The sequence below is a fragment of the Gilliamella sp. App2-1 genome (genome assembly GCF_001690255.1).
Taxonomy (GTDB): domain Bacteria; phylum Pseudomonadota; class Gammaproteobacteria; order Enterobacterales; family Orbaceae; genus Gilliamella; species Gilliamella apicola_G.
The window spans coordinates 1-26,988 of the sequence record NZ_LZGR01000004.1; the positions used below are offsets into that span (position 1 = coordinate 1).

Consider the following 26,988-nt stretch of genomic DNA (forward strand, 5'->3'; position numbering starts at 1 on the left):
ATCTTTACTTAATTCATAAATGATCGTTTTTATTAATTCATATTTTTTTATCTTTGCCATTTTAATTTTTTCCAGTGTTTATTTGAGTATTACAAGATACTAAGCAACACGACTCAACTTTTCTTTAACCTATATCAATTTATATAGTAATTATAATTAATTGAGAGAGCTAAAATTTTTCTCTAATTCATTATAAAAAATATTAATGATATCTTCTTCTGATTCATTATAATTAATTAAATTAAGACTGAAATTATTATCTGGACTAAAAATAAATTCATCGCACTTTGCAAGACCTCCTTTATAATTAGCTCGCATTCGATATAGCTCCTTTCTATAGACGATGCCTTTAAATACGTTTTCCCTTCTATATATTTCTAATCGATATTCTATGGAACCTTCATCAGTATCAACCTCATATATCATCGTTTTTATTAATTTATCTTGTTTTATTTTAGCCAATTCAAATTTTTCTACTTTCGTCATTTAATTTCTCCATTATTGACAATCACGAGTAAGATTTTCTTAATTCTTATCAACTGATACAGTAATCTCTCTATATTTCTGTGCGAAATATAGAGAGATCGATTTAACTAAAAATAACAATTCTTTGATTGATTATAATTAACATACTCATACTGAAAAAATAAGCATACCTTAATTTTTCGCTCATGATAAATTTATAATCTATAGAATTATCACCCTTCTAATCTTCTAATTTATATTCGTTTTAATTATTATCTTACTTATTGTGTAAGTTAATTATTTTTTCCAACATCTACAATTACAATGCCTTGTATAAGTATCTCTAGGAGCCAATGCTACTGCTTTATCTTTTGCTGCATTACAAGCCTCATACTGAGAACTTCCTCTATGAGCCGCTTGCACTCTTTCAGGAACTTTACCATCTAATTTATGATCAATCGTTTGAATATTACACTTTGCTTCACAATACCACTTGCCCTTACCTTCAATCTTATCTTTGCTTTTCTTGGTAGTAGTAGATATAGAAGCTGATGGACAGGAAGCATGACCATTATTTGATGAACCATAGTTATATTCCTCTAACAATTTAATGCTATTTGATACTCCATAAGCTATAGCGCCTCCCACAACTGCAACACATTGTGGGTTTGCCATACATGCCCTTATGCCACCAAAGAGAAGGGCTACTGGATTTTTCCCTAAGGGATCTCGATATAAAAGCGGATTGCCACCAACATAACTAAAGGTATTTATTCCGCCATTTAAGCCTATCGGATCGCTTTGGATATAACGCCCTATTTTGGGATTATAGTCCCTAAAGTAATTATAAGAAAGCCCCGTTTCTTTATCATAATATTGCCCCGGAAAACGTAAATTTAAGGTAATTTGGTTATTAGGATCTAATACCGCATTACCAAAGGCATCACTGTGCATTTTCCATGTTTGTTGGCCTTGATTGTTAATGGCCAGTTGGGGTGTACCTAAATGATCCGTAATCAGATAATGGTAAGACGCAGTTTGTAGCGTCTGGTTAGCAGCGGTTAAACTTGCCTGCCACAGTGGACTGGTTCCCCATTCGGTATCTGGTACCCAACCATAGGCAACAGTCATCTGACCGCGATGGTCTAATTCAGCAATCAGACCTTCATTGGTATAAATAAAATAGGTGATATTACCATTAATGGTTTTACTAATACGACGACCAAAAGGATCATATTGATAAGTCACCAGTTCAGTCGTTTCATCGTTAACGCTGATAAGGCGCTCTGCTGCATTATAGTGATAGCTTAATTTTTTATCTGCACTAACTTCACTGGCTAACTGACTATTAGGGGTATAGGACAAGGTGGTTTGACTAGTGCCTTCGCCCCATTTGATTAGCTGATTAAATTTGTTGTATTTCCACTCGCCTAATTGTTGCGTGCTACCGATGCGATTACCAATAGCATCGTAGCTATAAGACTCTACAGTGAGTCCATTTTTTTGTAGTTCAATATTAGGTTTAGCAAGGATAAGCCGATCTAATAAGTCATATTGGTAATTGTTTTCCCCGTTTTCTGTTGCGATACGGGTTATATTACCCACCTTATCATAGCTATATTGACGATTTAATAATGTTTTGCGATTCGCCGTTAACCCTATCAGTAAAGGGCGTTGTAATGAATCAGACTGCTTAGTTTGCGTTGCATTAGGATAAGTCACTTTAGATGGCATAAACCAGTGGTAATCACTCCACTTAATCACTTCGCCATTAGCCAGTGTTGCCTGTTTTAGTTGGTTTTTATCATATCCATAGGTTATTTTAGTATTATCCGGATAGCTAATGGAAGCTAAATTCCCCTCTTTATCATAAGCGTACTGCAAAGTCTTAGTAATACTATCTGCACCTGTGCCATAAGTAATCGTTTCTTGAGTTACTTGACCAAGTCTATCAAGCTGATAAACAAAGTGTTAATGGGAGTCACCAGTTTGTAGTATATCAATTAATTGATTAGCCTGATTATAGCTATAAGCGACAACCTGACTTGAAGTTGATTGACCTTTTTCAATATAACTTTGTTTTATCAGATTTCCTGCCGCATCGTATTGGTATTGAATACGGTTGTTATTCATTTTGTAATTTGCAATGTATTATCTAATTAAAAAACAGGTATAGACTATATAGCCTATACCTGTTTTTTAATTATTTAATTCTTTTTTGGAACGACTTTAAATGCTAATTATGAATATGATTTAGAAATTAATAACTTAAAATAAATCCTCTATCACACAATTTAATTATTATAATATATTAATAGGGTGGCTTTTTTGTCTCATTTTTACTTGTCTTACACTGTTTACTCCAAGGAAACCCTCGAGTTTCCAGCCAACAGCAAGCTGAAAAAAAACAACCATAACACGTAACAAAAAATACAATTTTGATTATAGTTAATATATTATCTTCTTCCTCAACATAAATTGCATATACCCACCCCATTATAAAAGAAAAAATGATATCGGTGTAAAGTAGAACCTTTGGCCAATTCTTGTGCATTGCTATAGCTTTAATTATAAATGAGATAGTTATTCCAGCTAGAAAGATACCTATAAAGATTTCTTTAATCATTATATGGTTTCCTGTAATAGCAATACTAGATGTACACATTATATATTCTCCTGCAATAGCAATATTATATTATACTTTTTGGCTCATAATCATTAATAATTTTAATTAATGTATAATAAAAGATGAAAATATATCTTTTATCTCAACTTCATCAACATCTTGACATTCGCAATCACTTTCAAATCTAAGTTTTTTAGGCATTATCTTTTTAAAGACATACCCTACTGGTCCTGTACCTGGAATGGCAACACATTTTCAAACAAAAAAATTAAGGGGTAAGTGTTTTTTAACTTCAACGGGAGGCAAGTAGCCTAACGAAGAATGTCATCGTTTATGATGATACCAATAGGCATAAGCCGAAAAAGCGCGTTGTAACTTAGTTATTGAGTTACAACGTTGGCCTGTTACAAACTCCGTTTTAAATGTCGCTTCCGCTACCGCATTGTCATAAGGACACCTTTTTTGCTTAATGAATGCGTGATATTAAATGTCTTAAAACAATCCTCTAATAACCGATTATCAAACTCTTTACCTCGGTCTGAATGAAATAAATCCAATTTCGATAATGGCTGTTTAATTTGGCTTAATGCTGACATGACAAGCTCTGCCGTTTTATGTTTACCAACATGATAACCAACAATCTGCCTATTGGATAAATTCACTAAAACATATAAGTAATTCCAATGTTGGTTAACTCGAATATACGTTAAATCCGCAACAGCAATTTGTTTTTTATCACCCACGTCAAATTGCCATTATAAATGATTTTCTGTAGCTTTTTTATTCACTTCTGTATTGTGAGATTTATAACGTTTAACGGTGTATTTTGATACCAGCAATAAGGATTTCATCACGCTAGCAATGTAACGGTGTGATATCCAAATATTCTCTTTTTGCAAATCAAAATGAATTCGCCGTGTGTACCATAAGAATGATAGCTTCGATTAAATAGCATCACAATTTTATCTGCATAAAGTTCTACTGATTTTTGTTTATGCAATTTACACTGATAATACGCATAATATCTTGATAATCCTAAACATTGACATAGCTTTGTTGGGCTATAACGATGTTGGTTGGCTTTTAGAATAGTGATTTTTTCCTTATTATTAGTGCAGCTTGCTTTAGAATATCGTTTTCCATACGGCGTTGTTTAAGCGCTCTGCGCAAAGCTATCAACTCTTGTTCTTGCGGACTGCGATTATCTTTTGTTTTAATGTGCACTTTGGCTTGCTTGTGTTATCCAACGATCCCATGCTGATGGTGTTAAATCATATTCAGCAACGCTTTCACTACGTGATTTACCGTGTTGATAAAGACTGACCATTGGGTGTTTAAAATCATCATTGAATGTTCATCTTTTGCGTTTAATCTTATTCATATTAGATCCTTTTTTGTTGTGATAAGTTTACCTTACCCCTTAAAAAGTTGGATGATTTAGTGTAGCCGATCCAACTCATAGCTCTCAACAATTAAGGTATATTGATTAAACCACTAATTAATCCACTAGCCAATCCTTGACCTAATTAAACAATATGGCGATTCAATTATTCGCTATATTGTTAGCCTATTTCCTTTAAAAAACCATACATGCTATTTTTGATTAATAATTTTGTTGGTTAAATAGGTATAATATTGCCGTTAAAGGCTTTGTTGTGAAAGAGATTTAGGAAAACTGTTACTTCATCAATTAAATTTTTTACTTTGCTGACTTGACCGAGGATTCATACTTAAATGTATATATTTTATAAAAATTATTGATGAAAAAAATCAGCTATTTTTAAAAGACGGATGCGTTTTTATTACTGATGTTATGAAAATATATAACTATTCGCACTTAACGATTTAATCTGCAACATACAGTTTTTTAATTAAGCTACTCAACTTAGGTATAGTAATTTAATTACTATACAGATTGTTTTAATTATCATCGGCTATCTTTGTATTCAATGGAATTAATATCAAATGCAGTCGATGATAATTAAACCTATCTAGTAAATCATTATTTTTATTACCATATACTCTTAGTGATTCTTTAGGTCATGTTTCACATCAGGTTTATCATAAACCCCAAAATGGTCTACAATTGTACTACTGGCTTTATTCAGCCCTAACACTTCTACTTGTGCGCCTTCTTTGCGAAATTTAATCACCACTTTATCTAAAGCTGCTACAGCGGTTATATCCCAAAAATGTGCGTGGGTAAGATCGATTGTTACTTTTTGTACAACCTCTTTTAAATCAAATGAACTAATAAATTTTGCAGAGGAAGCAAAAAATACTTGTCCATATACGGTATAAATACGTTGTTCCTCGCTGGGTTGCTCAGTTTTAATTTGTAGGTAATGAGCGACTTTATTGGCATAAAATAGTGATGCCAGTAATACCCCAACAAATACGCCATAAGCAAGGTTATGGGTAAATACAACGACAACTACAGTTGCGAGCATCACAATATTGGTTGAAAGTGGGTACGATTTAAGGTTTTTAATCGAGTCCCAGCTAAAGGTACCAATGGAAACCATGATCATCACAGCCACTAATGCAGCCATAGGAATTTGGCTTACCCAGTCTTGTAAAAAAACAACTAATAATAAAAGTACCGTCCCAGCGATAAATGAGGAGAGACGCGTTCGTCCGCCTGACTTCATATTGATAATTGATTGCCCAATCATTGCGCACCCCGCCATACCGCCAAAGAAGCCTGTCACGATATTAGCAATACCTTGTCCCTTGCACTCTCGGTTTTTATCACTCGGCGTATCGGTAATATCATCTACAATGGTTGCAGTCATCATTGATTCTAATAAGCCGACAATGGCTAATGAAAGAGAGTAAGGCAGAATAATCAATAAGGTATCAAGGTTAAAAGGAACATTGGGAAGTAAAAACGTAGGCAAGCTGGTGGGCAATGTGCCCATATCACCTACCGTTCGTATATCCATGCCAAAATACATATAGGTACCGGTAAGGATAAGAATACAAAGTAACGGTGAAGGAATCATTTTTCCTACTTTGGGGATATAAGGGAACAGATAAATAATGCCAAGCCCAGCAATGGTCATGGCATAGACATGCCATATGACATTGGTTAGCTCAGGCAGTTGTGCTAAAAAAATTAAGATGGCTAATGCATTAACAAACCCCGTTACCACAGAGCGAGAAACAAAGCGCATTAAGTTCCCCAATTTAAGAAAACCGGCAATAATCTGAAAAATACCACATAAGATTGTTGCGACCAGTAAATATTCAACCCCATGAGCTTTAACCAGTCCCGCAATGACTAGCGCCATTGCACCGGTAGCAGCAGAAATCATACCTGGGCGACCACCCGCAAAAGCAGTAACAACCGCTATACAAAAAGCCGCATATAGTCCTACTTTAGGATCAACACCGGCAATAATTGAGAAAGCAATTGCTTCAGGAATAAGGGCAAGCGCTACAACGACACCCGATAGAACATCATTTTTAATATTTGAAAACCATTCTTTACGTAAAGATTGCATTGAATTTAATCACCACTGAAAAAACAAAAGAAAATTACAGCGTGAAGCAATGCATTATAAGGTTATCAAAATTTGATAGGGAAAATATGGCTTCTGTGCATCACGCGAGTAATTATAATTATTATTGATAGATAGAAACGCGCAATAAACTACACAGCTATACTCCATAATTAAATTATATTTTTTATAATAATAGAACTTAACCCATTGTACAATGGCTAATTTTATCATTAGCGTTGATAAGTTATAATATCTTTATAACCTTAAAAAATTTTAATCTAACAATGCAAATTTAAATGTATTTAGATGCAATAGCTCTATTTCTTATAGAATTTGATGACGAAATTAACCGTCATCATTAAGAGAAAAATAGAAAAAATTTAGTATAGAGATAGGAATTGAAGATTAAACAACGCTTGTGATCTTTTTTGTTTTTACGCTTTTACTCGGTTTGCGTTAATACATGTTATTTCACTTATAAAGAGGCTCTTTCTAAATAAGGTGATGCTACCTGTATTATCTCTTTTTGGCTTTTTCCATGAATAATATGTAAAGCTGCTTGTTCCCCAATTTCATAATGAGGCAACTGGACTGTTGTTAAAGGTGGATAAAATAATTCACCGGTACCCACCATATTATCATAACCTAATATAGCGACATCAGATGGAATATGAAGCCCTAGACCGAGTAAAAATTGATAAGCAACAAAAGCAATTCGATCATTACCACAAATCAGTACATCAAAATCAGGTTTTTTATGACAATGTTGTTTCAATATATCAACCGTTATCATATACTCTTGGGCCAGATCATCGGACAAAGGTGAAGTGTGATAACTGGCAATAGCACTTAAAGTGTTACCTGCATCTAACCACGCTTGTTCAACAGCTTTACGTCTAGTTTTGCCAGCTAATGTGTTTTCTGATAAATAAATACATAGCGGCTTTTTATAGCCTTTCTTTATGACCTGTTGCATGGCTTGATATTGACCTAAATAGTCATTTGGAATGTAGCAAGCAAGATGCTTTGAATCACTGATGCAGTTGGCTAATACAACATTTTTATCTAATAACTTTTCAGGAAGCTCAACTTTTCTTAATCCCATTGTGGTATAGATGATACCGTTAGGGCGATATGACAGTAGGGTATTGATGGCATGATCGGCATCTTTATCATCAAATAAATTAACAATAAAGGTATTCCAACCATGATTTTGTGCAGTTTTTTCTATGGCTTGGAGTAATTCTACTGAAAACGGCGTCATGGCGGTTTCTAATGCTAAAACACCAATAGCACAAGGTCCCGAATTATCACCACGAATCTTTCTTGCCGATAAGTCAGGCACATAATTAAGTTGCTCAATAGCTTGTTTAACACGTTTATAAGTCTCTTTATTTAATTTTTTAGGATTATTTATTGCGCGTGAAACCGTCATCAATGAAACAGATGCGAGTTTAGCGACATCCTTAAGTGAAGCCATAGTTAAATCCTTTTGCTTAACAAGATAAAAATAATTATCAGTCATTAATCATTTGTGATGATACCACAAATATAAATGATAAAAAGTGTGAGGAAAGTAACATTTATGATAATCGGTTCTATCTATTTAGTATTAAATATGCTCATAATGTTAACGTTAAACTTCATCAAATTTCAACAATATAAGAGTAATAAACATGAATATGATAAAAAATAGAAATTATTGGTTCTCATCTGGTTACCTTATTACGTTTTATGCTGCTTGGTCACTTTGGTGGTCTTTTTACGCAATTTGGTTAAAAAGTAAAATTGGCTTATCGGGCGAACAGTTAGGAATTGTTTATGCGGCTAATTCAGCTGCGGCCATGTTTTTTATGATTTTCTATGGCATTATTCAAGATAAATTACAAATAGGAAAAGCGGTAGTGACCTTTCAAGGTATCATGATGGTGCTTATTGGTCCATTCTTAATTTATGTGTATGAACCTTTATTGAAAAATGATTTCATTTTGGGGGTGTGTATCGGTGCCCCAGTTTTAAGTGCTAGCTTTATTTCAGGTAGTGCTTTGATTGATTCTTTTATTGAGCGTATTAGTCGATTATTTGGTTTTGAATTTGGTCCTGCGCGTTTTTGGGGCTCGTTTGGTTATGCGGCTGCCACCTTTGTTGCCGGTATTTTATTTGGTATTGATCCGCATATTAACTTTTGGATGGCATCGCTGGTTGCTGCTATCTTTTTAATTATTAATATTGTATTTAAGCCAACACACTATCAAGGTTCACAACCCCACAATAACCATACCGCTTCAACTGAAAAAACATCGACCATACCCACAATGAGTGAAATTTTTTCGCTGTTTGGATTACAAAAATTTTGGTTGTTTGTCATGTTTGTCATTGGAACTTACAGCTTTTATACTATCTATGATCAGCAATTATTTCCGAATTTTTATACTGGTTTTTTTGAAACACCAGAAGATGGTTATCAGGTTTATGGTTATTTAAATTCTTTTCAGGTCTTTTTAGAAGCAACTTGTATGATTATCGCGCCTTATTTTATTAATAAAATGGGGGCTAAAAAATCATTATTAGTTGCGGCCCTAGTTATGATCTGCCGAATTGCATTATCGGCAACATTGGATAATATTTATATGATTTCTTTCGTTAAACTCTTTCATGCCATCGAGATTCCATTATTTATTTTGGCGATGTTCAAATATATTGTGGGCAATTTTGATGCAAGGTTATCGGCGACCCTTTATTTAGTTGGGTTTAATATTTCATCGAATCTTGGCGTTATTGTGTTGTCATGGCTAGTCGGTAAATTATTTGATAATACCGGATATGCGACAACATTTTATGTGCTTGCTGGTGTTGTTTTACTGACCTCGTTGATAGCTATATTTACTTTAAGTGATGAGAAAAAAGCAAAGCAACAATAATTTTAAATTAGCATTATCAATAAAAAATGGAAACAAGGTATTTCCATTTTTTTGTAAGGATTTGTCACGAACCATTAGAGTTTAGCTAATTCTAACTTTTGTTTTTATCATCAATTAAACGCAATTTGTCTAAACCCTGATACCATTGTTGGTTGATGTTTTTGGGAAATTTTTTCGATACGACCAATGATTTGAATCAGTTTGTCACTATAATTTGGATCGGTTGCATAATTTGCAGCTTGTAATTCTTTGGCGGCTGTTCTGGCATCGGGTGCATTAACTACAGCACGATAACGTGGACTTTGGGTTAATAAATTAAGATAGTCGGTTAACGCATGTTGTTTACTATTATAGACTCTAAAATTATCTGCAATTTTCATCATTTTGTTATTAATAAATTCTTGCGTGGTTGAACGAGCACAATCCCCATGCCATGATGCATTCGCTTTAATACCAAAATAATTATGGCTTAATTGATTATTAGCGGTTTTGATCTGTTTTTGTCCCCACCCTGTTTCTAATGCAGCTTGTGCAATAATTACTTCATAAGGGATACCTGAATGTTTAGCTGCCTGCTTGGCTGGCTCTAGCCAGTCTTTTACAAATTTAACGATATGCTCATCTTTACCTTTTTTTATAGGCTCTTTTAAAGATAATTTATTGGTTGGATTATTTTGATTTGTGGTCTGATTTGCTTTATGACTTTGATAAAGCATTTTCCCCAATGCTTGAGGTGATAAATGAGATGGCGCATCACTAAATAAAGATTGAGCTAAATGAAAATTTTGCTGAGTATTATTTGAATTAGCTTGTAAGTTAATATTGATTGATGGGGAAACCTTATTAGTTAATTGTTTAGTGAGCTTCTCCGCTAAACCAAATCCTTTACCCGCTGCCTGCTGTGCAATTTGTTGATCAAACATTGAAGTGAATAGCTGTGAAGCAGACTGACCCAATAAACCACTTTCAGGTACAGCCTTACGCATTGATTGCATCATCATATTAATAAATAATGATTCAAATTCCTGAGCCACTTGTTTAATGCTTTCAGATGAACCATTCGCTGCACTGCGCTTTAGTTGGTTAAGACCCGATAAATCATAGGCAAAACGATTGAATGATTGACCAATTTTAGTATTCATAAGCAATATTCTTTAAATAGTTTCAAGCGTTGCATGCAAACAACCGGCTGATTTTAGTGCCTCAAGAATCGACATTAATTCGGTCGGGTTTGCACCTAATAAGTTCAGTGAGTTAATAACATGTTTTAAATCAGCCCCTGCGGCTAAATTATGTAACGCACCACCCTCTTGCTCAATACTTAGTTGCGTATTTGGTGTCACCACTGTTTCACCACCGGCAAGCGGTGTATTGGGTTGATTGACGTTTAATTTATTATTCACCACAACAGATAAATTACCATGCGCTACCGAACAATTATCGAGCTGCACTTTTTGATTCATAACAACAACACCTGTTCGCGTGTTGATAACCACTTTGGCTGTAATAGGCGTGTTACCTATTTCTAAATTTTGTATTTTAGATAAAAACTGTACGCGTGCATGGCTTTCTTTTGGCATTTTTAAGGAAACCGTTGTGCCGTCCAAAGCAACTGCACTATTTTTTTGTAATTTATTAATCGCATCCGAGATTTTTAAAGCACGAGTAAAGTCAAATTGGTTAAGATGCAAATGGATAATATCTTGTTCATCTAAACGAGTGGCTAACTCACGTTCAACCGTTGCGCCATTCGGGATAGTTGCACCCGCAGTTTGGTTAACACTGACACTACTACCTTTACTACTTGCGCCCATTCCGCCTACAAAAAGATTGCCTTGTGCAATAGCGTACACTTGATTATCGGCGCCTTTTAATGGTGTCATAATTAGGGTTCCACCACGTAAACTTTTAGCGTTACCAAGAGAAGAAACTACCACATCAAGTTGTTGACCTACTCGCGAATAAGAAGGCAATTTGGCGGTTACCATCACAGCGGCAACATTTTTCAATTGCATATTGCTTCCTGACGGTACCGTGATGCCTAATTGAGATAACATGTTGGTGATACTTTGAATAGTAAACGGCGTTTGCGAGGTTTGATCGCCAGTACCATCCAGCCCAACAACAATACCATAACCGACTAAAGGATTATCTCTTATACCTTGAATGGTGACTAAATCGCGGATACGTTCAGCATGACCAACAGGTATAATCAATATCATCATCAAGACAAAACAAACAAAAATACGCAATTTTTTTAGCATAATGAGACTCGTTAAAATGGTGAAAGATTTAAAAATAGGCGTTGTAACCAGCCCATTGTTTGTGCTTCGTCAATATACCCATTACCGACATATTCAATACGTGCGTCAGCAACTTGAGTCGAGATAACGGTATTATTGCCACTTATGGTTCTTGGATTAACCACACCTGAAAAGCGGATAAATTCAGTGCCCTGATTAATCGCAATCTGTTTTTCACCAATGACTTTTAAATTTCCATTTATCATAACATCTTGAACAGTCACCGTTATTGTTCCACTAAACGTATTTTTAGCATTAGCGCCACCAGCGCCTTTAAAATCATTGCCACCTGCAATATCCGTTTCAGCTTTGCCTCTACCAACGAATCCATCAAGAAACGTAGGCAACTTTTTTATACCTAAATTCACCGACCCATTACGCCCTGCATTCACAGATGAGCTTTTGCTGGCACTGACGTTTTCTTGTAAAACAATGGTTAACACATCACCAATATTACGTGGACGGCGATCTTCAAACATGGGTTGATACCCAAAACTGCTTGGTTGAGCGGCTTGATAAATAGAACCGCTGGTATTTACAATTGTCGGCATTTGCGGAACAATGCTCGTTTCGCCTTCAACTAAAGCTTGTTTGGGTAATTGCGCGCAACTAAACAAAAAGAAGGCAATTGGAATATAAAAATATCTCAATACACTTATCATATTGTCAATTTTAAAGTTGATTTAACCGTTGTAACATTTGATCGGATGTTGAAATCGCCTTGCTATTAATTTCGTAAGCACGTTGCACTTGAATCATATTCACCAATTCTTCAGCAACATTGACATTAGAGGTTTCGGTATAACCTTGATATAGTAATCCTGCACCATTTAATCCAGGCGTATTTTCGGTCGGATTGCCTGAACTTTCGGTTTCTAAATAAAGATTTTCGCCTACGCTTTCCAGACCTGCGTCATTAATAAAGGTATGTAAAGTGAGTTGACCAACTTGAACTTGTGTTGATTGATTCGCTAATGTCACATTCACTACACCATCACGCGCAACAGTCATTTTGATTGCATTGGATGGAATAGTAATGACTGGTTGAATTTCATATCCCGCTGCTGTCACCAATTGACCATTTTGATTAACTTGAAAAGCGCCACTGCGTGTATAAGCTTGTGTACCATCGGGCAATAAAACTTGAAAAAAACCTTGTCCATTAATAGCAATATCACTACTGTTATCTGTTGCCTCTAAATTGCCTTGGCTATGAATTCGCTCTGTTGCAACAGGACGAACACCCGTCCCAATTTGTAGGCCTGACGGTAGCGTTGTTTGCTCAGAAGACTGGGCGCCTGGTTGGCGAACCGTTTGATACAATAAATCTTCAAATACCGCTCTTTGTCTTTTAAACCCACTGGTACTCACATTCGCTAAATTATTGGAAATGATATCCATATTCATTTGTTGTGCGGTTAAGCCCGTTTTGGCAATCCATAATGATTTAATCATAGTCTTTCCTACTTAATATATTGATAAATTTAAGTCAGCGACAAAATTTGGTTCGCTTTTTGTGCATTTTCATCTGCCGTTACAATTTCTTTCATCTGCATTTCAAACTGGCGAGCATGGCTAATTAAATCCACCATAGCAGTGACAGGATTTACATTACTCCCTTCTAATACACCTGACATCAGTTTTGCTTTAGGGTCATCTGGCATGACAGCACCACGTTCATTACGTGCTTGGTCTGTTAGTTGAAAAAAACCACTATCACCACGGACAATCTCATTACGCTCAAGATGTACTTTTTTTATTTTACCCACTTGGGCAATGGTGGTTGGTTTATTGCCTGCACCCAATGCAGAAAGTGTTCCATCGCCACTAATACTGATTTGCGATCGTTGAGGCACAGTCAAAACACCACCATCACCAATTAATGGATAGCCTTGTATGTTAAGCGTACCATTTTCGTCAATTTGGATAGCGCCATTACGCGTGTAAGCTTCGCTACCATCCGCTAATTGCACCGCCAACCAGTGATCTTCTGCCAAAGCAACATCCAAATTTCTACCCGTGTAATTAAATGCACCCATGGTTGAGTCAAAAGTAGGCGTTGTTGCTGTTACCATAGTCCGTGTCGGCATATTATTGGTTCCCACAATAGGAACCGCTTTCATCGCCGTTAGCTGGGCACGAAACCCTGCGGTGGAGACATTAGCTAGGTTATTAGTCGTCACTGACTGCCGGTTTAACGTCTGACTTGCTGCCGACATCGCTGTATAAATAACACGATCCATAAATAACCTTTAAATTAGCGCAAATTAACTAAAGTATTTAGAATTTGGTCCTGCGTTTTAATGGTTTGTGAATTGGATTGGTAATTGCGCTGAGCAACAATCATATTCACTAACTCTTGGCTCATATCAACATTTGAAGATTCAAGTGCGCCACTGGCTAACGCACCAAACGTACCGGAATTTGCCACACCCAATACTTCTGTACCAGACTTAATTGTCGAACGCCAATTATTATTCCCTGCTGATTCTAGACCGTTAACATTGGCAAAATCAGCCATGGCAATTTGACCTAATAACATCGTTTGTTGGTTAGAATAAACACCATAAATAGAACCATCATCATTAATGCTATAACCCACTAAATTACCTGGTGCATAACCATTAACAATTGGCGTTTTAATACTACCGACTTCTTTCCCCATATTTTGCTGAGAGCTATTGGCTAATGATAAAGTAAAGGTATTATCAGCAGATCCATTTAACCCATTAATATTAATGGTCATTTCAGGATCACTAATTAATTTACCGGAAGAATCAAACTCCATTTGCCCCACTTTTTGTAAACTTGCATTAGGGTCACTGCTATCAAGATAATGAACGTCCCATTGATTATCAGCAGTTTTAACATAAAAGAGCTGAATATTACGTTGATTACCAAGCGAGTCATAAGTGGTAATGGTTGTAGAATAATTAAATGTATCCGCATCAAGGGCATTGACCGGTTGTTTGGCAGGAACTTTACTATTGGCATTTAAGTTTGTTTGCAAAGAAGCCTTGGTTGTTGCTGATGCATTTAACATTTCTTGCGAAATTTTTAATGGACCCGGTGCTGCACCTTGCTGCACTTGAGGTGGCGTTCCAGTTGCAAGATAACCAGTCAGATAAAGACCATCAGTAGAAATAATATTTCGCTCAGCATCTAATTGAAATTGTCCGTTACGAGTATAGAAAGCTTGTCCATTACTATCGACTAAACGAAAAAACCCATTACCTGAAATAGCAACATCTAGACTATTGTTAGTGGTTGTTGCGGTTCCATCATTAAAATTTTGCATAACCGCAGCCACTTTGACCCCCATACCCACTTTTGAGCCGGCATAGATATCAGCAAATGAAATACTGGCGCTTTTAAAGCCAACCGTTGCTGAGTTGGCAATATTATTACCAATCACATCTAATTGCTTTGATGCGGCATTCATGCCACTCACTGCTTGAGAAAATCCCATCTGAACTTATCCCCTTTAAAGAATTTGACGCACTTCGTCAATACTAATTGAACCGAGTATTCCTAAATCGAGTAATACTTTATTATTAACTTTACTATTGATAACACCATAGACCACTGAATAAGCTAATGATGTTGATGATACTTTCTGCCCATCTGAAGTTGCATTGACCGAAAAGGTATAACTGCCGTCTGGCGCAATCGTTCCATCATTTAGCACACCATCCCAAGTAAAAGAGCTCACGCCAGCAGGGATTGCACCTAAATCAACTTCTCGCACCACATTGCCATTTGCATCTTGAATAGTGATAATCACGGAATCTGCATCCCGAACTAACTCAAAGCCAAAGGGTGTTGTAACCGTTTCTTTTTCTGCATCTGAGCGTTCTAGTTCAGAGGTAGCAACTAAAATTTTATTGCCAGGCACCATGACCCCCTTACCGATCATGTTGCTAGCATTCACCGATAAACTGTCATCGATCTGACCTGAAACCATTCCTAATGTCGTATTTAGTCTTTCTATACCTGCTAAAGTATTAATTTGTGCCAATTGTGAAGTTAACTGGCTATTATCCATTGGATTGGTTGGATCTTGGTTTTTCATTTGGGCAATAAGCAATGTTAAAAAATTATCTTGCAACTCTCTGCTTGAATTACCATCTGATGAACTTTTTTGAATCTTTTGCGGATTTTTTATACCTGATGATTCTGAAACGGCAACATTAGTTACTCCCATAAGTCACTCCTTATTACTGGCCTAATGTCAGAGTTTTTAGCATTAAACTTTTTGCCGTATTAATGACTTCGACATTGGCTTGATAACTACGTGATGCTGAAATGGTATTAACCATTTCGGCAACCACATCGACATTCGGTTTTTGAATATAACCTTTAGTATCGGCCAGCGGATGATTGGGTTCATAAACTAAATTCATTGGTGTGGGATCTTCAATCACCTGCGACACTTTAACGCCCGCAATTGAATGAGTTTCACCATTATTATCCACTTGAAAAATAACTTGTTTGGCTCGATAAGCTTCTCCAGAAGTACTTGTTACGCTATCGGCATTAGCTAAATTACTGGCACTAACATTCATACGTTGGGTTTGTGCCATTAATGCTGACCCCGAAATGGCAAAAATAGAAAAACTCATCTTTATTATCCTTGCTGTAATACTGACATCACATTTTTAAATTGTTCACCTAAAAACGTTAAATTACTCTGATAGTGAATACTATTGTCAATAAACGCGGTACGCTCTTGATCCATTTCGACCGTATTACCATCAGCTGACGCTTGATAAGGAATACGATAAAGTACATTTTGATTAGGTATGATTGACGCTTTTACCTGAATATGATGATTTGAGGTAATATTGAGTCCAACGTGATTAATATTACTCTGATTATTAAGCGCCTTGCTTAACTCAGCATTAAAATCAATATCTCGAGCCTGATAGTTAGGCGTATCGCTGTTGGCAATATTTGCTGCTAATATATTTTGTCGTATTTCACGTATATTTAATGCTTGCTGGTGAAAATTAACCCATGTATCCAATTTATCAAACATAAAATCATCTCACTTTTTTTGATAATGAGGATTTTAAGCGAATAAAAAAAAAGTCATTGAGCAAATAACAATAAAAATTGCCCTTATTTCAAGATTCGTTTAATGCAATCATGAAGTAAAATCCGTTTATGCATAATTTGAAACAAGCAAACATGATTAAAATCGTAAAATTAATACTCGCTATTTTTATACTATTTAGCTGGAATAGTGCTTTAGCTAATTCTCTTGATAAGCAGATTAATAATCTAATCTCTCAGCAACTTAGTCATAAAGTAGATGATATTTTGATTACTTATCTCACCCCTAAACCGCAATTGAGTTGCGATACACCAATACTTTTGTTATTGAATAAAAAGAAGCAGTGGGGCAACATGACCATTGGGGCGCAATGTGATAATAAGAAAAAATTTATCCAGATTAATGTTGCTGTCATGGGTAACTATATTGTCGCTAAGCAAGCAATAAGCGCAGGTACTGTCATCAGCAAAGATCACATACGTACACAATCAGGTTGGTTAGATAAGCTACCTTCCGCTGTTATTTTAAATGAAGTTGACGCGCTTAATCATATCGCTTTACGAAATATTAATCTCGATGAGCCAATAAAAACAGCTATGCTTCAAAAAAATTGGCTGGTAAAAGCAGGACAAATAATTAAAGTAATAATGCATGGTGAAGGTTATGAGATAGCGACTACAGGCAAAACACTTAGCAACGCTGTATTAAACGATAAGATTAAAGTTAAACTAAATTATGACAAAATTGTTGAAGGTACATTAACCCACCAAGGAGTTATAATTTTCAACAAATAATATTAATGAATTTTTTATTATTGCCGATAATAAAACTAAACAAATCACTTAAATCGTCAATTTGATTAAAGGTATTTTATGAGTATCGATGCAACAAAATCCATGACAACCATATCAGGACTACTTAACCGTGATGTAGTCAATGAACAACAAAAAAATCAGACAGCATCTGTACCAACAAAAATCAGTACCAATGCAAGTACTACCGTGAGTATAACTCAAAGTTCAATGAATCTTTTGCATTCAACCGACAAAGATCTTGATGTAGAAAAAATTGAAAAAATAAAACAATCCATTACTGATGGCACACTGATTATTGATACCCATAAAATTGCAGACAAGTTAATTAAACAATTACTACAAAATATTTAAAGATAAGTCAAAATTACAGGAATATAAAATGTTAAAACTCGATGACATCCTAAAACAAATAACAGAAATGTTACAAACACTCTCAGAAATTCTACAAACAGAGCAACACATCTTAATTGAAAATAGCTCAACAAATCAATTAAATGAAATAATTAATAAAAAAAGTCAGTTACTGATCCAATTAAAGTTACTGGATGAACAACGTATAACGTTAAGTAAACAATTAGATATTCAACCACCCTATAGCGAAAACCCGACAATCGCAGCACATTGGCTATCCATCACAGACACAACAAAATTATTAGCCAATATAAATCGTGATAATGGGTTGATCATTCAAAATCGCATGACTATTACCCAGCAATCTATTAACTACCTTAAAGGCATAAACAGCCTTGTTGTTTATAACCATAATGGCTATCAGCAAGCCGATGTTATCTCGTCAGAACGAGCTAAAGTTTAAAAGAGAATTACGATTTTTTTGATGGTAAACGCGATAAATACCGCCAAAAATGCCCTCTTATTAAGCCAATAATTCGTGAGTAATAGTTCATACTGTTAGCAGGTAAACTGTAATTAAACGATGAAGTTTTATTTGATTCCATCATGGCTGACGATAATGATCTAGATAAAAGCGAGCAACCCACCGATAGCAAAATAAAAAAAGCTCGGGAAAAGGGACAAATTCCTCGATCTCGCGAATTAACTTCGTTGATAATCTTGTTAATAGGCATCTTCTTGTTTGGATTAATGGGTTCACATTTAGTTAACCAATTAATCATAATCATAAAAACAGCGATGACGTTTTCGTATAAAACAGACGATGATAAGTTGATCGTTTTCAATTTAGTTAATTTGTTAACCCATGGCTTTTGGTCAATTGCGCCAATTTTTTTCGGTTTAGTTATAGTTGCCATATTCGCACCACTTTGTGTGGGAGGGTTACTATTTAGCCTGCAATCAATTAAACCCAATTTTAAAAAATTAAATCCTATCGAGGGCTTTGGCAGATTATTTAGCACTAAAATTTTTTCTGAGTTACTAAAAAGTATACTTAAAGTTATTTTAATTTCTATCGCATCAACATGGTTTTTAATGCACCATTTTTATGACCTGCTTGCGTTACCCCATATGTATTTAAATAATGCATTAGCTAAAGCAATACAGTTAGTGATCCTTTGCGCAATACTAAGCGTTATATCATTAATACCCATGGTGGGGTTTGATATTTTTTATCAAATATGGAGCAATTTGAAAAAATTGAAAATGTCAAAACAAGAAATTAAAGATGAGTTTAAAGAGCAAGAGGGAAACCCGCAAATTAAAGGACGTATTCGCCAAATGCAACAAGCTATTGCCAGACGTCGAATGATGAAAGATGTGCCAAAAGCGAATGTCATTGTAACCAATCCAACCCATTATGCCGTTGCCCTACAATATGATGAAAAAACCATGATTGCACCCAAATTACTGGCAAAAGGAACTGACAACATTGCGCTACGCATTAGAGAAATTGCCAGTGAATATAATATACCTCTATTAGAAGCACCGCCTTTAGCTCGAGCTTTATATCGTCATGGTGAAATAGGCGAAACGATTCCAACCGAATTATATACCGCAGTTGCTCAAATTTTAGCTTGGGTATATCAATTAAAACATTGGCATAAATATGGCGGCAATAAACCAACCGTACCTAATAATTTACCCATTCCAGAGTCATTATCTGTCAATCAATAAAGGCAATTACTCATTTTATGATTAAATCAAAACTACTTACTTTATTATCACTTAATACGTTAAAAAATGGCCATTATCAAATTTTAGCTGGCCCAATGCTCATCTTATTGATTCTTTCAATGATGGTATTACCCCTCCCTGCCTTTATTTTGGATCTATTTTTTACGTTTAATATTGCTTTATCAATTATTATCCTGATAGTGGCATTATTCACTAAACGAGTGCTCGATTTTGCAGCATTTCCGACCGTTTTATTATTTGCAACTTTATTAAGATTATCATTAAACGTTGCCTCTACACGAGTCGTTTTATTAAAAGGACACACCGGCAGCGCTGCGGCTGGACGGGTGATTGAAGCTTTTGGACACTTTTTAGTTGGCGGTAATTTTGCTATTGGTATCGTCGTATTTATCATTTTGGTTATCATCAACTTTATGGTCATCACCAAAGGAGCAGGTAGAATAGCCGAAGTGGGAGCTCGCTTTGCATTAGATGGCATGCCAGGAAAACAAATGGCCATTGACGCCGACCTCAATGCCGGCTTAATTGGTGAAGATGAAGCCAAAGCACGCCGAGCCGAAGTTTCTCAAGAAGCGGATTTTTATGGTTCGATGGATGGTGCTAGTAAATTTGTACGTGGTGATGCAATTGCCGGATTATTAATCATGGCCATTACCATTGTTGGCGGCTTGCTCGTTGGGGTTGTACAACATGATATGGCGCTATCTGATGCAAGTAAAACCTATGTGTTACTGACCATTGGTGATGGCTTGGTTGCGCAAATACCGTCACTGATTATTTCAACGGCTGCGGGAGTTATCGTTACGCGAGTGACATCGCAAGATAATATTAGTAATCAAATGATTACTCAGCTTTTTAATAATCCGCAAGTATTAATTTTAACCGCTGTCGTAATTGGTTTACTTGGGCTCATTCCGGGCATGCCAAATTTAGTTTTTTTACTTTTTACTGCCATTTTATCCATTCTCTCTTGGTGGCTAACTAAACAGAAAAAAACAGAACAGACAGCCACGCCCAAACAAGCTAATGTGCAAGCAACCACGCCGGCCAATATTGAAGCGACATGGTCTGATGTCAATATTGAAGATATATTAGCAATGGAAGTGGGTTATGGATTAATTCCAATGGTCGATCAAACTCAAAACGGTGAGTTGTTAGGGCGAATCCGTAGTTTACGTAAAAAATTTGCTCAAACACTGGGTTTTTTACCTCCTCAGGTGCATATAAGAGATAATCTCTCGTTAGCGCCTTATCAATATAAAATATTTATCAAAGGTGGCGAAATCGGCAAAGGCGAAATTGTGAATAATAAATGGTTAGCCATTAATCCCGGTAATGTGACAGAAACTATTGAGGGCATTGCAACAACCGAACCGGCTTTTGGGCTACCTGCCATATGGATAGATGAAAACGATAAAGAAAATGCGCAAATATTAGGATATACCGTTGTAGATACCAGTACGATGATCGCAACACACTTCAACCATTTATTACAACAATTTGCAAGCGACTTATTAGGACGCTTAGAAACCCAAGAACTGCTCGACAGAATAAAACAGGATATTCCAAAATTAGTCGAGGATTTTATTCCAGGCGTTGTGACACTAACGACTTTTCATAAAATACTACAAAGTTTAATCGCCGAAAAAGTATCAATTCGGGATATGCGAACCATTATTGAAACGATCTGTGAACATGCGCCCACCCAAAATGATGCTTATCAGCTACTCAGTATGGTAAGAATCGCATTAGGCAGAGTGATCACACAACAATGGTTCCCAGGCTCTGATCCAATTAATGTCATAGGATTAAATATCAATTTAGAACGTTTGTTATTACAAGCGCTGCAAAATACCAGCAATTTTGAACCAGGACTTGCCGAACACATTATTGAACAGATCAGACAAGCTATTAATCAACAAGATGCCATCGGCGCACCACCGGTATTATTAGTAAATCATGCATTAAGACCGATGTTATCGCAATTTTTAAGGTCTAACTTTCCTCAATTAGCGGTGCTATCGAATTTAGAAATCGCCGATAATCGAGAGATAAAAATGACTTCGCAAATTGGGGCTGAATAGTGATCTTATTATGCTAATAATGTGTAGTAATCATTTCCGTTATTTACAGTAATTTAAGACACTACGATAATAAATATCCATAAAAAAGCGAATTAACGCCATATCACAGACAAGAGATATGGCACTGATATCATAAACAAAACTAACCGTCACTGATTTAGCAAAACGTTTTATGGTCAGTTGCTCGACCATTGATAACGTGCTAAAGAAAGCCCGATTAAAGCTGCCCATCCCCTTAACCAGTGCAAATATGATAAGGCCATCCGTTATGGAATTAAACGTTTAGTTAAAGTTGAACTGTTTACTTTTTAGGTTATATTTTTGTAAAAAATATTCAAGATTCTATACCGTTTCAAGATTAAAAAAGCCGAAAAGAGCGATACACACTTTAATTGAAATCTAGCATAATCAACAAATATTCAAAAAATAAAACAAAAGTTTAAGCAATTTATTCACTTTTATAATACGGTTAAACCACATTGATAGGGCTATATTGTGGCACTTAATGATTATTGAAGTTACAACAATGATGTCATTTAAATCTGAACAGTTTTTAAACTGCCTATACGGCATTGAAGACGTGGCGAAAAGTGCTCGGTCGAGCGTTACTTTTCTAAACTGCCTATACGGCATTGAAGTTGGCATGGTCTTTACATACGCAAGAGCTAGATTTCTAAACTGCCTATACGGCATTGAAGCTTAACTGGTTTAGATAGTGCTTGTAGGTGTTTTTCTAAACTGCCTATACGGCATTGAAGGATTTACTGTACGCTGTGGTCATAACATGCACTTTCTAAACTGCCTATACGGCATTGAAGAAATAATGCGTTTGAAATTTCATCAATGGGTTTTTCTAAACTGCCTATACGGCATTGAAGATTATTACGCGGTTGCATTTGACAAACGAGGTTTTCTAAACTGCCTATACGGCATTGAAGTAGAATTTTATCTCAATAGTTCCTTATTGTAAAAGAGCATATTGCACTTTACCCAATTTTTACCCTTTTTTTGCGTCTATTTTAATATCAATAATAATCAATATGTTAAAAACACCCTCAAAAAAAGGGTTAGAAATTTAAAAATCGGGAACTGTTGCGGTTTGGCTTAGCCCATAACTATTAAATGTGCCTTGTACTGGCTCTAGGCATTTTTCTTGCTTTATCCACAAAATAAATTTTTGCCCTGTACTTTTACTATTCAAATGAAAGTGTGGATATTGCAAATGAACGCTTCCCCACTTTTCAATCATTTTATTTTTTACTTCAGACGTCCATTTACCTTGTGCTGTTAATCGTTTTTCGGCACGCCTTAACGCACTCTGACCTTTCGGATTAACACGGCTAAAACGTAAATAGCCTTTTATCGTCGTCGGTACTGTAGTGATAGGCATCAATAAAGCATAATCGCTAATTGATGATTTTTGCTGTATATCTGCTTTAAGGTTTTGCAGTTCCTGCTCGGTGCCCAATAGGCGAATTACTCCGCCTAATGTTCGGTGCACATGGTAACAAGGAAAGCTAATTGCGATATTGCCTTGGTAATTGACCAAAATTTGATGTAATGATTGCATCACTTGATTCATCACATCCACTTCGGTTATCTCAATTTGCGAAATCGCTCGCAACTCTAAATAATGTGAGTGCATCTTATTTACTCCTTACCGCTGGCACCAAAGACACCACCACGAATTAATACCGCAATTACATAATGTTGCTGATCAAGCGATGGTTTTTCACCTTTTAAAACCCAATTATCAAATAAGGTATAAAAATCTAATTTCTGTTTTGGTTGGCGGAAAGCATGCCCCATTGAAGTGACCGAGCCATACGGTTCTATCGCTATTGGAAATTGTGCATTATCGTCATACCAAGTATCGATGGTTCGGATAGCATTACTGACTTTTTGTGAATGCATAGCAGCTTGTTTGTTCTTCTCATACAATACTTTACTTTTAGTTTTGCCAGTATCTAGGATTAATTCTTGTGACGGGTAAACTTCTTGACCTAAGCCCATTTTCAGTTTGGCTTCAACGTTAAAAATTACAAACTCTTTACCGGATAATCCTGCTTCAATCAGTTTGGCAAGATTATTCACCGATTTATCATCATAATCAAATGCATTAAGCTGGTATTGTTTAACATCACTGACTTGGATGATTGGTTTTTCAGCATCTTTACGAATAATCGAAATACTAATTTGCTCTGCCGCCATACGATTACGCCATAACCAACGACCATTTAAGATATTAATAGCATAACGCTTAGCCAAGTTAAGCATTCCTTGCGTTTGAATATAATCCTGCGTTGTTTTTTCTAGTTCTTTTTGATATTCGATATCATTACACACGGAAGGTTTACCTAAAAATGGCAAAACTTTACAGCTCCATGTCACGACCAATGTATCTTTATCGGCATCTAACGCAGCGACATCAACTGTTTGTAAATTTGGCTTTTGTATTTCAGCATCTAATTTGGTTGGATCGTTTGCAACTGCATTTTTAAGACGATTTGAAATAGTGCCTCGGACTGATTTTTCAGTGACTATAACAGGAGATAATTTATTGTCATCTGCATTATCTTGCTGTGCAAAAATCGCATCTGAAATATCGAAACTACGTTCAAAAGCAAGTACGCTGGCGGTGGTGATTTTATCTTTACTCATAATATATTCCTTATTCCACAATTTTCTAAATTTACTTAATTGGTTTCTTGATTGATAATATAAATTTCTGCATCATTAGATTGCAATTCACTGCATTTATAACGCCAAAAAGCCTGTGATAAATTCTCTTTCAAGCGTAAAGGAAAGACCCATTTACCGAGCCCATAAATACACTCCACAAATTGCGTGGCATGCTCATTACTGCGCGCATGTTTAACCTTACCCGCTGAAAATAACGGTGAAATAGCTTGATAACCCAAATGTAAAGGAACAAGCCAACCGCGCCCTTGTTTAACTGATGTAGTTTGCCAGTGATCTTTTTCTTGAGGATAATGATGTAACATTGCAGTTTCAACCAAGGCATCAAGCGCTGTAGCATTAGGATCTTGTTGCTGTAATTCAGCAGTGATATCTTGTAAATCTTGTGGTGCTTCCACCAAAACAAAAGCTGGTAATAATAAATTAGCTAAATCAGTATCTGATTTATCAGAAGAAATTAACTTGACATCCTCAATAGATACCACATGACCACCAGCTATACGTTGCTGATAAAGTTTTTGTTTTATCTGTTGGATAAATGCTTTCTGTTGCTCGGCGTCATATAATGTTTCTAAATCTTCTATTCTCACTTCGATTAATAATGAAATATCAAGATGTACCCTGCCTTCTTCGATAATTGAACGGGTACTACCGTTTTTGGCCAACGGATTGCGCGTTAAACGAAAAGTATAATCTGTATAATCGTTGGGTCTATAGACTTGTACATCGCATTCATGGCAAGCGATTAACACGCCATCTAAGTAAATAGGATTTTCTGATTCAATTTTACGACTTAAAGCATGAATAGCACCCAAAAACCCCGAAATAGCTGGAAAGCCATACGTTAATGGGCTAGAAATTGCATTAGCATTATGAATTTTGACATGATCAAAAAATAAATAATAATCAGGCAATGCCATTAAAAGATTCCCTCCCGTTTACGTTGACTTGCTTTCACCGCAGCACTAAATTCTCGGCGCCACTCTCTGTATTCAGAATCTGAAAATTGTTCTTGAATATTATCAAACTTATTTTTTAAAATTGTTTGAATCCAAAAAGCAAATTGATCTACTAAATCAAGTAGCCATTCGCCTTGTTCATACTGACTTTTAAAATCTTCTTCGCCCTCTAAATCAGCGCGTTTAGGGTCTAACCAAAGTTTTTGCTTAAAATTGAGTGAATAATCACAACTCCAACCGGCTGGCAGAGTAATTTGAATATGGCGAGCAAACTTAAGAACTAATGTTAAAATAATAAAAAATGCCTCTTTTCTATTATTTCTTACTGAAAAAGTATTTTTTGGGACTTCAACCGCATTAAACAATAATTTAAACCCATATCGGCAATAATATTGAAGAGACTTAGCAAAAATAGATTCTTTAAAGTTTGAAATTGAAGGAAAAGCAGTTTTAGTCAATTTGGGAGGCATTGAAGGTAATAAAAAGTTACGCCCCATTTGACTACCAATAAGTTGACTTGCATTCTGAGCATTACTGCCTCCTATTTTAACTACGGCTAAATCATGGAAAGAAAAATAAGGTTGATGCTCAACATCCTTTTTTCTGCGCAATTCTCGTGCATTTTTATTTTCTTCTGAAAATCGTGTTTGTACCTTTTGGTAAACTAAATGGCACAAAGCACTAGGGTGCAGTGGAATCAGTAAGCGGTAATTATTTTCATGCTGTGACAAATAAGTTTCTTCACTATTCGGCCAGAAAAATTGCTTGTTAAGTTCCGAAGCCTGTGCATCACTCCAATTATCTTTAAGTAACTGATTAAAATTTTCTAAATAAAGAACCGACTTATTTTTATCATCAGATAAAGCGTCTTGAACAGCAGGATGATTATTAATAATAAGCTGTAAAATTGTTATATCATTTTTAACAGTTTGGTTTAGCACCCCAAATATGTCTAAAGCCGCAGCACCACTGGCATCAAAAGGTAAGGTATTTACTGTAGAAGACGATACAAAATTATTCAGATTATTAGGCTTTATCTGCGTATTGTAATTGGCATTACAGGCTTTAGAGCTAGGATGAATCCCTTTTGACAAGTGCGTTGCGATAATAAGCCATGAAATACGACGAATAGCAGCATCTTCCATCCACGTTTCAAAATCAAACCGTTTAGCGAGTTCAGCTAACTTTTGCTGAGCTTCATTTACTGCAACCTGATCGCCAGCTTCTTTTGCTTTTTCTAGCTTCGCCGTTTCACTTTTATAATTACTATTATTGGCAAGCCGTTGTTGCAGAAAGTCTAAAATTACTTTTCTTATATCTTGCCAAGATATGTTATCCATTTTCCCTCCTTATATTTATCTTATATTTATCTTAAATTAATAAAATTAGAATAAAATAAATCCGGCCAAATATCAAACAAAAAATGATCAAAAAAAATAAATAA

General features: G+C 35.6%; 28 protein-coding genes and 1 CRISPR repeat array. Of the genes, 6 read left to right on the forward strand and 22 right to left on the reverse strand.

Annotated features, from left to right (window positions below; all coding sequences use genetic code 11):
* Positions 1-156: 156 nt before the first annotated feature.
* From A9G22_RS00130 to A9G22_RS00160, 8 genes are all read right to left on the reverse strand, one after another.
* Entirely contained in the window at positions 157-486 is a 330-nt protein-coding gene (locus tag A9G22_RS00130; protein ID WP_065586720.1) for a hypothetical protein, read from the reverse strand.
* Positions 487-762: 276 nt separating this feature from the next.
* A complete protein-coding gene (locus A9G22_RS00135) occupies positions 763-2,349 on the reverse strand; it encodes an RHS repeat domain-containing protein (protein ID WP_075508098.1) in 1,587 nt (528 codons plus the stop codon).
* 87 nt (positions 2,350-2,436) lie between these two features.
* Complete coding sequence (locus A9G22_RS11305; protein WP_176700201.1) at positions 2,437-2,598, reverse strand: hypothetical protein; 162 nt, start codon at positions 2,596-2,598, stop codon at positions 2,437-2,439.
* 817 nt (positions 2,599-3,415) lie between these two features.
* Positions 3,416-3,562, reverse strand: a complete 147-nt coding sequence (locus A9G22_RS11705; protein WP_141669918.1) for an IS3 family transposase — start codon at positions 3,560-3,562, stop codon at positions 3,416-3,418.
* On the reverse strand, positions 3,526-3,834 hold the full coding sequence (locus A9G22_RS11000; RefSeq protein WP_081296968.1) for a DDE-type integrase/transposase/recombinase: 309 nt from the start codon (positions 3,832-3,834) through the stop codon (positions 3,526-3,528). Before A9G22_RS11000 ends, A9G22_RS11705 begins: the two co-directional genes overlap by 37 nt.
* Before the next feature lie 340 nt (positions 3,835-4,174).
* The gene (locus A9G22_RS11310; protein WP_176700202.1) at positions 4,175-4,315 is read right to left on the reverse strand and encodes a hypothetical protein; all 141 of its coding nucleotides are present in this window, start codon (positions 4,313-4,315) and stop codon (positions 4,175-4,177) included.
* A gap of 800 nt (positions 4,316-5,115) precedes the next feature.
* Positions 5,116-6,597, reverse strand: a complete 1,482-nt coding sequence (locus tag A9G22_RS00155; protein ID WP_075508100.1) for a SulP family inorganic anion transporter — start codon at positions 6,595-6,597, stop codon at positions 5,116-5,118.
* 475 nt (positions 6,598-7,072) lie between these two features.
* Positions 7,073-8,077 carry a LacI family DNA-binding transcriptional regulator gene (locus tag A9G22_RS00160; RefSeq protein ID WP_075508101.1) on the reverse strand — a complete coding sequence of 335 codons (1,005 nt, stop codon included), beginning with the start codon at positions 8,075-8,077 and terminating at the stop codon, positions 7,073-7,075.
* A gap of 196 nt (positions 8,078-8,273) precedes the next feature.
* Here A9G22_RS00160 and A9G22_RS00165 point away from each other — a divergent pair, with 196 nt between their 5' ends.
* Positions 8,274-9,518: an oligosaccharide MFS transporter gene (locus tag A9G22_RS00165; RefSeq protein ID WP_065586725.1), complete on the forward strand. Its 1,245-nt coding sequence runs from the start codon at positions 8,274-8,276 to the stop codon at positions 9,516-9,518.
* Between the two features lie 110 nt (positions 9,519-9,628).
* Here A9G22_RS00165 and flgJ read toward each other — a convergent pair whose 3' ends face one another.
* Genes flgJ through flgB form a run of 9 tightly spaced genes read right to left on the reverse strand, consistent with a single transcriptional unit; the run spans position 9,629 to position 16,859 of the window.
* Positions 9,629-10,660, reverse strand: a complete 1,032-nt coding sequence (flgJ, locus tag A9G22_RS00170; RefSeq protein WP_075508102.1) for a flagellar assembly peptidoglycan hydrolase FlgJ — start codon at positions 10,658-10,660, stop codon at positions 9,629-9,631.
* 12 nt (positions 10,661-10,672) lie between these two features.
* Positions 10,673-11,782: a flagellar basal body P-ring protein FlgI gene (locus A9G22_RS00175; RefSeq protein ID WP_075508103.1), complete on the reverse strand. Its 1,110-nt coding sequence runs from the start codon at positions 11,780-11,782 to the stop codon at positions 10,673-10,675.
* 11 nt (positions 11,783-11,793) lie between these two features.
* Positions 11,794-12,483, reverse strand: coding sequence for a flagellar basal body L-ring protein FlgH (locus tag A9G22_RS00180; RefSeq protein ID WP_065586728.1), 690 nt, complete (start codon positions 12,481-12,483; stop codon positions 11,794-11,796).
* A gap of 10 nt (positions 12,484-12,493) precedes the next feature.
* On the reverse strand, positions 12,494-13,276 hold the full coding sequence (flgG, locus tag A9G22_RS00185) for a flagellar basal-body rod protein FlgG (RefSeq protein ID WP_065586729.1): 783 nt from the start codon (positions 13,274-13,276) through the stop codon (positions 12,494-12,496).
* 29 nt (positions 13,277-13,305) lie between these two features.
* The gene (locus A9G22_RS00190; RefSeq protein WP_065586730.1) at positions 13,306-14,064 is read right to left on the reverse strand and encodes a flagellar basal body rod protein FlgF; all 759 of its coding nucleotides are present in this window, start codon (positions 14,062-14,064) and stop codon (positions 13,306-13,308) included.
* A gap of 14 nt (positions 14,065-14,078) precedes the next feature.
* Positions 14,079-15,290 carry a flagellar hook protein FlgE gene (flgE, locus tag A9G22_RS00195; protein WP_065586731.1) on the reverse strand — a complete coding sequence of 404 codons (1,212 nt, stop codon included), beginning with the start codon at positions 15,288-15,290 and terminating at the stop codon, positions 14,079-14,081.
* Positions 15,291-15,305: 15 nt separating this feature from the next.
* Positions 15,306-16,025 (reverse strand): flagellar hook assembly protein FlgD, encoded by a 720-nt coding sequence (locus tag A9G22_RS00200; protein WP_075508104.1) that lies wholly within the window; start codon positions 16,023-16,025, stop codon positions 15,306-15,308.
* A 13-nt stretch (positions 16,026-16,038) separates the two neighbouring features.
* Positions 16,039-16,443, reverse strand: a complete 405-nt coding sequence (gene flgC, locus A9G22_RS00205) for a flagellar basal body rod protein FlgC (RefSeq protein WP_065586733.1) — start codon at positions 16,441-16,443, stop codon at positions 16,039-16,041.
* Positions 16,444-16,448: 5 nt separating this feature from the next.
* Entirely contained in the window at positions 16,449-16,859 is a 411-nt protein-coding gene (gene flgB, locus A9G22_RS00210) for a flagellar basal body rod protein FlgB (RefSeq protein WP_075508105.1), read from the reverse strand.
* 152 nt (positions 16,860-17,011) lie between these two features.
* Here flgB and flgA point away from each other — a divergent pair, with 152 nt between their 5' ends.
* From flgA to flhA, 5 genes are all read left to right on the forward strand, one after another.
* Positions 17,012-17,671, forward strand: a complete 660-nt coding sequence (gene flgA / locus A9G22_RS00215; RefSeq protein ID WP_176700203.1) for a flagellar basal body P-ring formation chaperone FlgA — start codon at positions 17,012-17,014, stop codon at positions 17,669-17,671.
* A gap of 78 nt (positions 17,672-17,749) precedes the next feature.
* Entirely contained in the window at positions 17,750-18,043 is a 294-nt protein-coding gene (flgM, locus tag A9G22_RS00220) for a flagellar biosynthesis anti-sigma factor FlgM (protein WP_065586736.1), read from the forward strand.
* Between the two features lie 28 nt (positions 18,044-18,071).
* Positions 18,072-18,506 (forward strand): flagella synthesis protein FlgN, encoded by a 435-nt coding sequence (locus tag A9G22_RS00225; protein ID WP_075508106.1) that lies wholly within the window; start codon positions 18,072-18,074, stop codon positions 18,504-18,506.
* Between the two features lie 143 nt (positions 18,507-18,649).
* Entirely contained in the window at positions 18,650-19,780 is a 1,131-nt protein-coding gene (gene flhB / locus A9G22_RS00230; RefSeq protein ID WP_065586738.1) for a flagellar biosynthesis protein FlhB, read from the forward strand.
* A 17-nt stretch (positions 19,781-19,797) separates the two neighbouring features.
* Positions 19,798-21,885 (forward strand): flagellar biosynthesis protein FlhA, encoded by a 2,088-nt coding sequence (gene flhA / locus A9G22_RS00235; protein ID WP_065586739.1) that lies wholly within the window; start codon positions 19,798-19,800, stop codon positions 21,883-21,885.
* A gap of 39 nt (positions 21,886-21,924) precedes the next feature.
* On the opposite strand, the gene A9G22_RS00240 is transcribed toward flhA, so the two are convergent.
* The 5 genes from A9G22_RS00240 to csy1 all read right to left on the reverse strand — a co-directional run bounded on the left by A9G22_RS00240 (position 21,925) and on the right by csy1 (position 26,884).
* On the reverse strand, positions 21,925-22,116 hold the full coding sequence (locus A9G22_RS00240; protein WP_075508107.1) for a hypothetical protein: 192 nt from the start codon (positions 22,114-22,116) through the stop codon (positions 21,925-21,927).
* 319 nt (positions 22,117-22,435) lie between these two features.
* Positions 22,436-22,823: a CRISPR direct-repeat array (repeat unit 28 nt; unit sequence TTTCTAAACTGCCTATACGGCATTGAAG).
* A gap of 137 nt (positions 22,824-22,960) precedes the next feature.
* Positions 22,961-23,530 (reverse strand): type I-F CRISPR-associated endoribonuclease Cas6/Csy4, encoded by a 570-nt coding sequence (gene cas6f / locus A9G22_RS00245; RefSeq protein ID WP_075508108.1) that lies wholly within the window; start codon positions 23,528-23,530, stop codon positions 22,961-22,963.
* Between the two features lie 5 nt (positions 23,531-23,535).
* On the reverse strand, positions 23,536-24,546 hold the full coding sequence (gene csy3, locus A9G22_RS00250) for a type I-F CRISPR-associated protein Csy3 (protein WP_065586741.1): 1,011 nt from the start codon (positions 24,544-24,546) through the stop codon (positions 23,536-23,538).
* Between the two features lie 35 nt (positions 24,547-24,581).
* Positions 24,582-25,505 carry a type I-F CRISPR-associated protein Csy2 gene (csy2, locus tag A9G22_RS00255; RefSeq protein ID WP_065586742.1) on the reverse strand — a complete coding sequence of 308 codons (924 nt, stop codon included), beginning with the start codon at positions 25,503-25,505 and terminating at the stop codon, positions 24,582-24,584.
* Entirely contained in the window at positions 25,505-26,884 is a 1,380-nt protein-coding gene (gene csy1 / locus A9G22_RS00260) for a type I-F CRISPR-associated protein Csy1 (protein ID WP_075508109.1), read from the reverse strand. The genes csy2 and csy1 overlap by 1 nt, the downstream gene beginning before the upstream one ends.
* Between the last annotated feature and the right edge of the window lie 104 nt (positions 26,885-26,988).

Coding starts and splice junctions, on each gene's coding strand:
- A9G22_RS00130 (WP_065586720.1), bottom strand. CDS start 486: ATGACGAAAGTAGAAAAATTTGAATTGGCTAAAATAAAACAAGATAAA.
- A9G22_RS11305 (WP_176700201.1), bottom strand. CDS start 2,598: ATGAATAACAACCGTATTCAATACCAATACGATGCGGCAGGAAATCTG.
- A9G22_RS00155 (WP_075508100.1), bottom strand. CDS start 6,597: ATGCAATCTTTACGTAAAGAATGGTTTTCAAATATTAAAAATGATGTT.
- A9G22_RS00160 (WP_075508101.1), bottom strand. CDS start 8,077: ATGGCTTCACTTAAGGATGTCGCTAAACTCGCATCTGTTTCATTGATG.
- A9G22_RS00165 (WP_065586725.1), top strand. CDS start 8,274: ATGAATATGATAAAAAATAGAAATTATTGGTTCTCATCTGGTTACCTT.
- flgJ (WP_075508102.1), bottom strand. CDS start 10,660: ATGAATACTAAAATTGGTCAATCATTCAATCGTTTTGCCTATGATTTA.
- A9G22_RS00175 (WP_075508103.1), bottom strand. CDS start 11,782: ATGCTAAAAAAATTGCGTATTTTTGTTTGTTTTGTCTTGATGATGATA.
- A9G22_RS00180 (WP_065586728.1), bottom strand. CDS start 12,483: ATGATAAGTGTATTGAGATATTTTTATATTCCAATTGCCTTCTTTTTG.
- flgG (WP_065586729.1), bottom strand. CDS start 13,276: ATGATTAAATCATTATGGATTGCCAAAACGGGCTTAACCGCACAACAA.
- A9G22_RS00190 (WP_065586730.1), bottom strand. CDS start 14,064: ATGGATCGTGTTATTTATACAGCGATGTCGGCAGCAAGTCAGACGTTA.
- flgE (WP_065586731.1), bottom strand. CDS start 15,290: ATGGGATTTTCTCAAGCAGTGAGTGGCATGAATGCCGCATCAAAGCAA.
- A9G22_RS00200 (WP_075508104.1), bottom strand. CDS start 16,025: ATGGGAGTAACTAATGTTGCCGTTTCAGAATCATCAGGTATAAAAAAT.
- flgC (WP_065586733.1), bottom strand. CDS start 16,443: ATGAGTTTTTCTATTTTTGCCATTTCGGGGTCAGCATTAATGGCACAA.
- flgB (WP_075508105.1), bottom strand. CDS start 16,859: ATGTTTGATAAATTGGATACATGGGTTAATTTTCACCAGCAAGCATTA.
- flgA (WP_176700203.1), top strand. CDS start 17,012: ATGATTAAAATCGTAAAATTAATACTCGCTATTTTTATACTATTTAGC.
- flgM (WP_065586736.1), top strand. CDS start 17,750: ATGAGTATCGATGCAACAAAATCCATGACAACCATATCAGGACTACTT.
- A9G22_RS00225 (WP_075508106.1), top strand. CDS start 18,072: ATGTTAAAACTCGATGACATCCTAAAACAAATAACAGAAATGTTACAA.
- flhB (WP_065586738.1), top strand. CDS start 18,650: ATGGCTGACGATAATGATCTAGATAAAAGCGAGCAACCCACCGATAGC.
- flhA (WP_065586739.1), top strand. CDS start 19,798: ATGATTAAATCAAAACTACTTACTTTATTATCACTTAATACGTTAAAA.
- A9G22_RS00240 (WP_075508107.1), bottom strand. CDS start 22,116: ATGGGCAGCTTTAATCGGGCTTTCTTTAGCACGTTATCAATGGTCGAG.
- cas6f (WP_075508108.1), bottom strand. CDS start 23,530: ATGCACTCACATTATTTAGAGTTGCGAGCGATTTCGCAAATTGAGATA.
- csy3 (WP_065586741.1), bottom strand. CDS start 24,546: ATGAGTAAAGATAAAATCACCACCGCCAGCGTACTTGCTTTTGAACGT.
- csy2 (WP_065586742.1), bottom strand. CDS start 25,505: ATGGCATTGCCTGATTATTATTTATTTTTTGATCATGTCAAAATTCAT.
- csy1 (WP_075508109.1), bottom strand. CDS start 26,884: ATGGATAACATATCTTGGCAAGATATAAGAAAAGTAATTTTAGACTTT.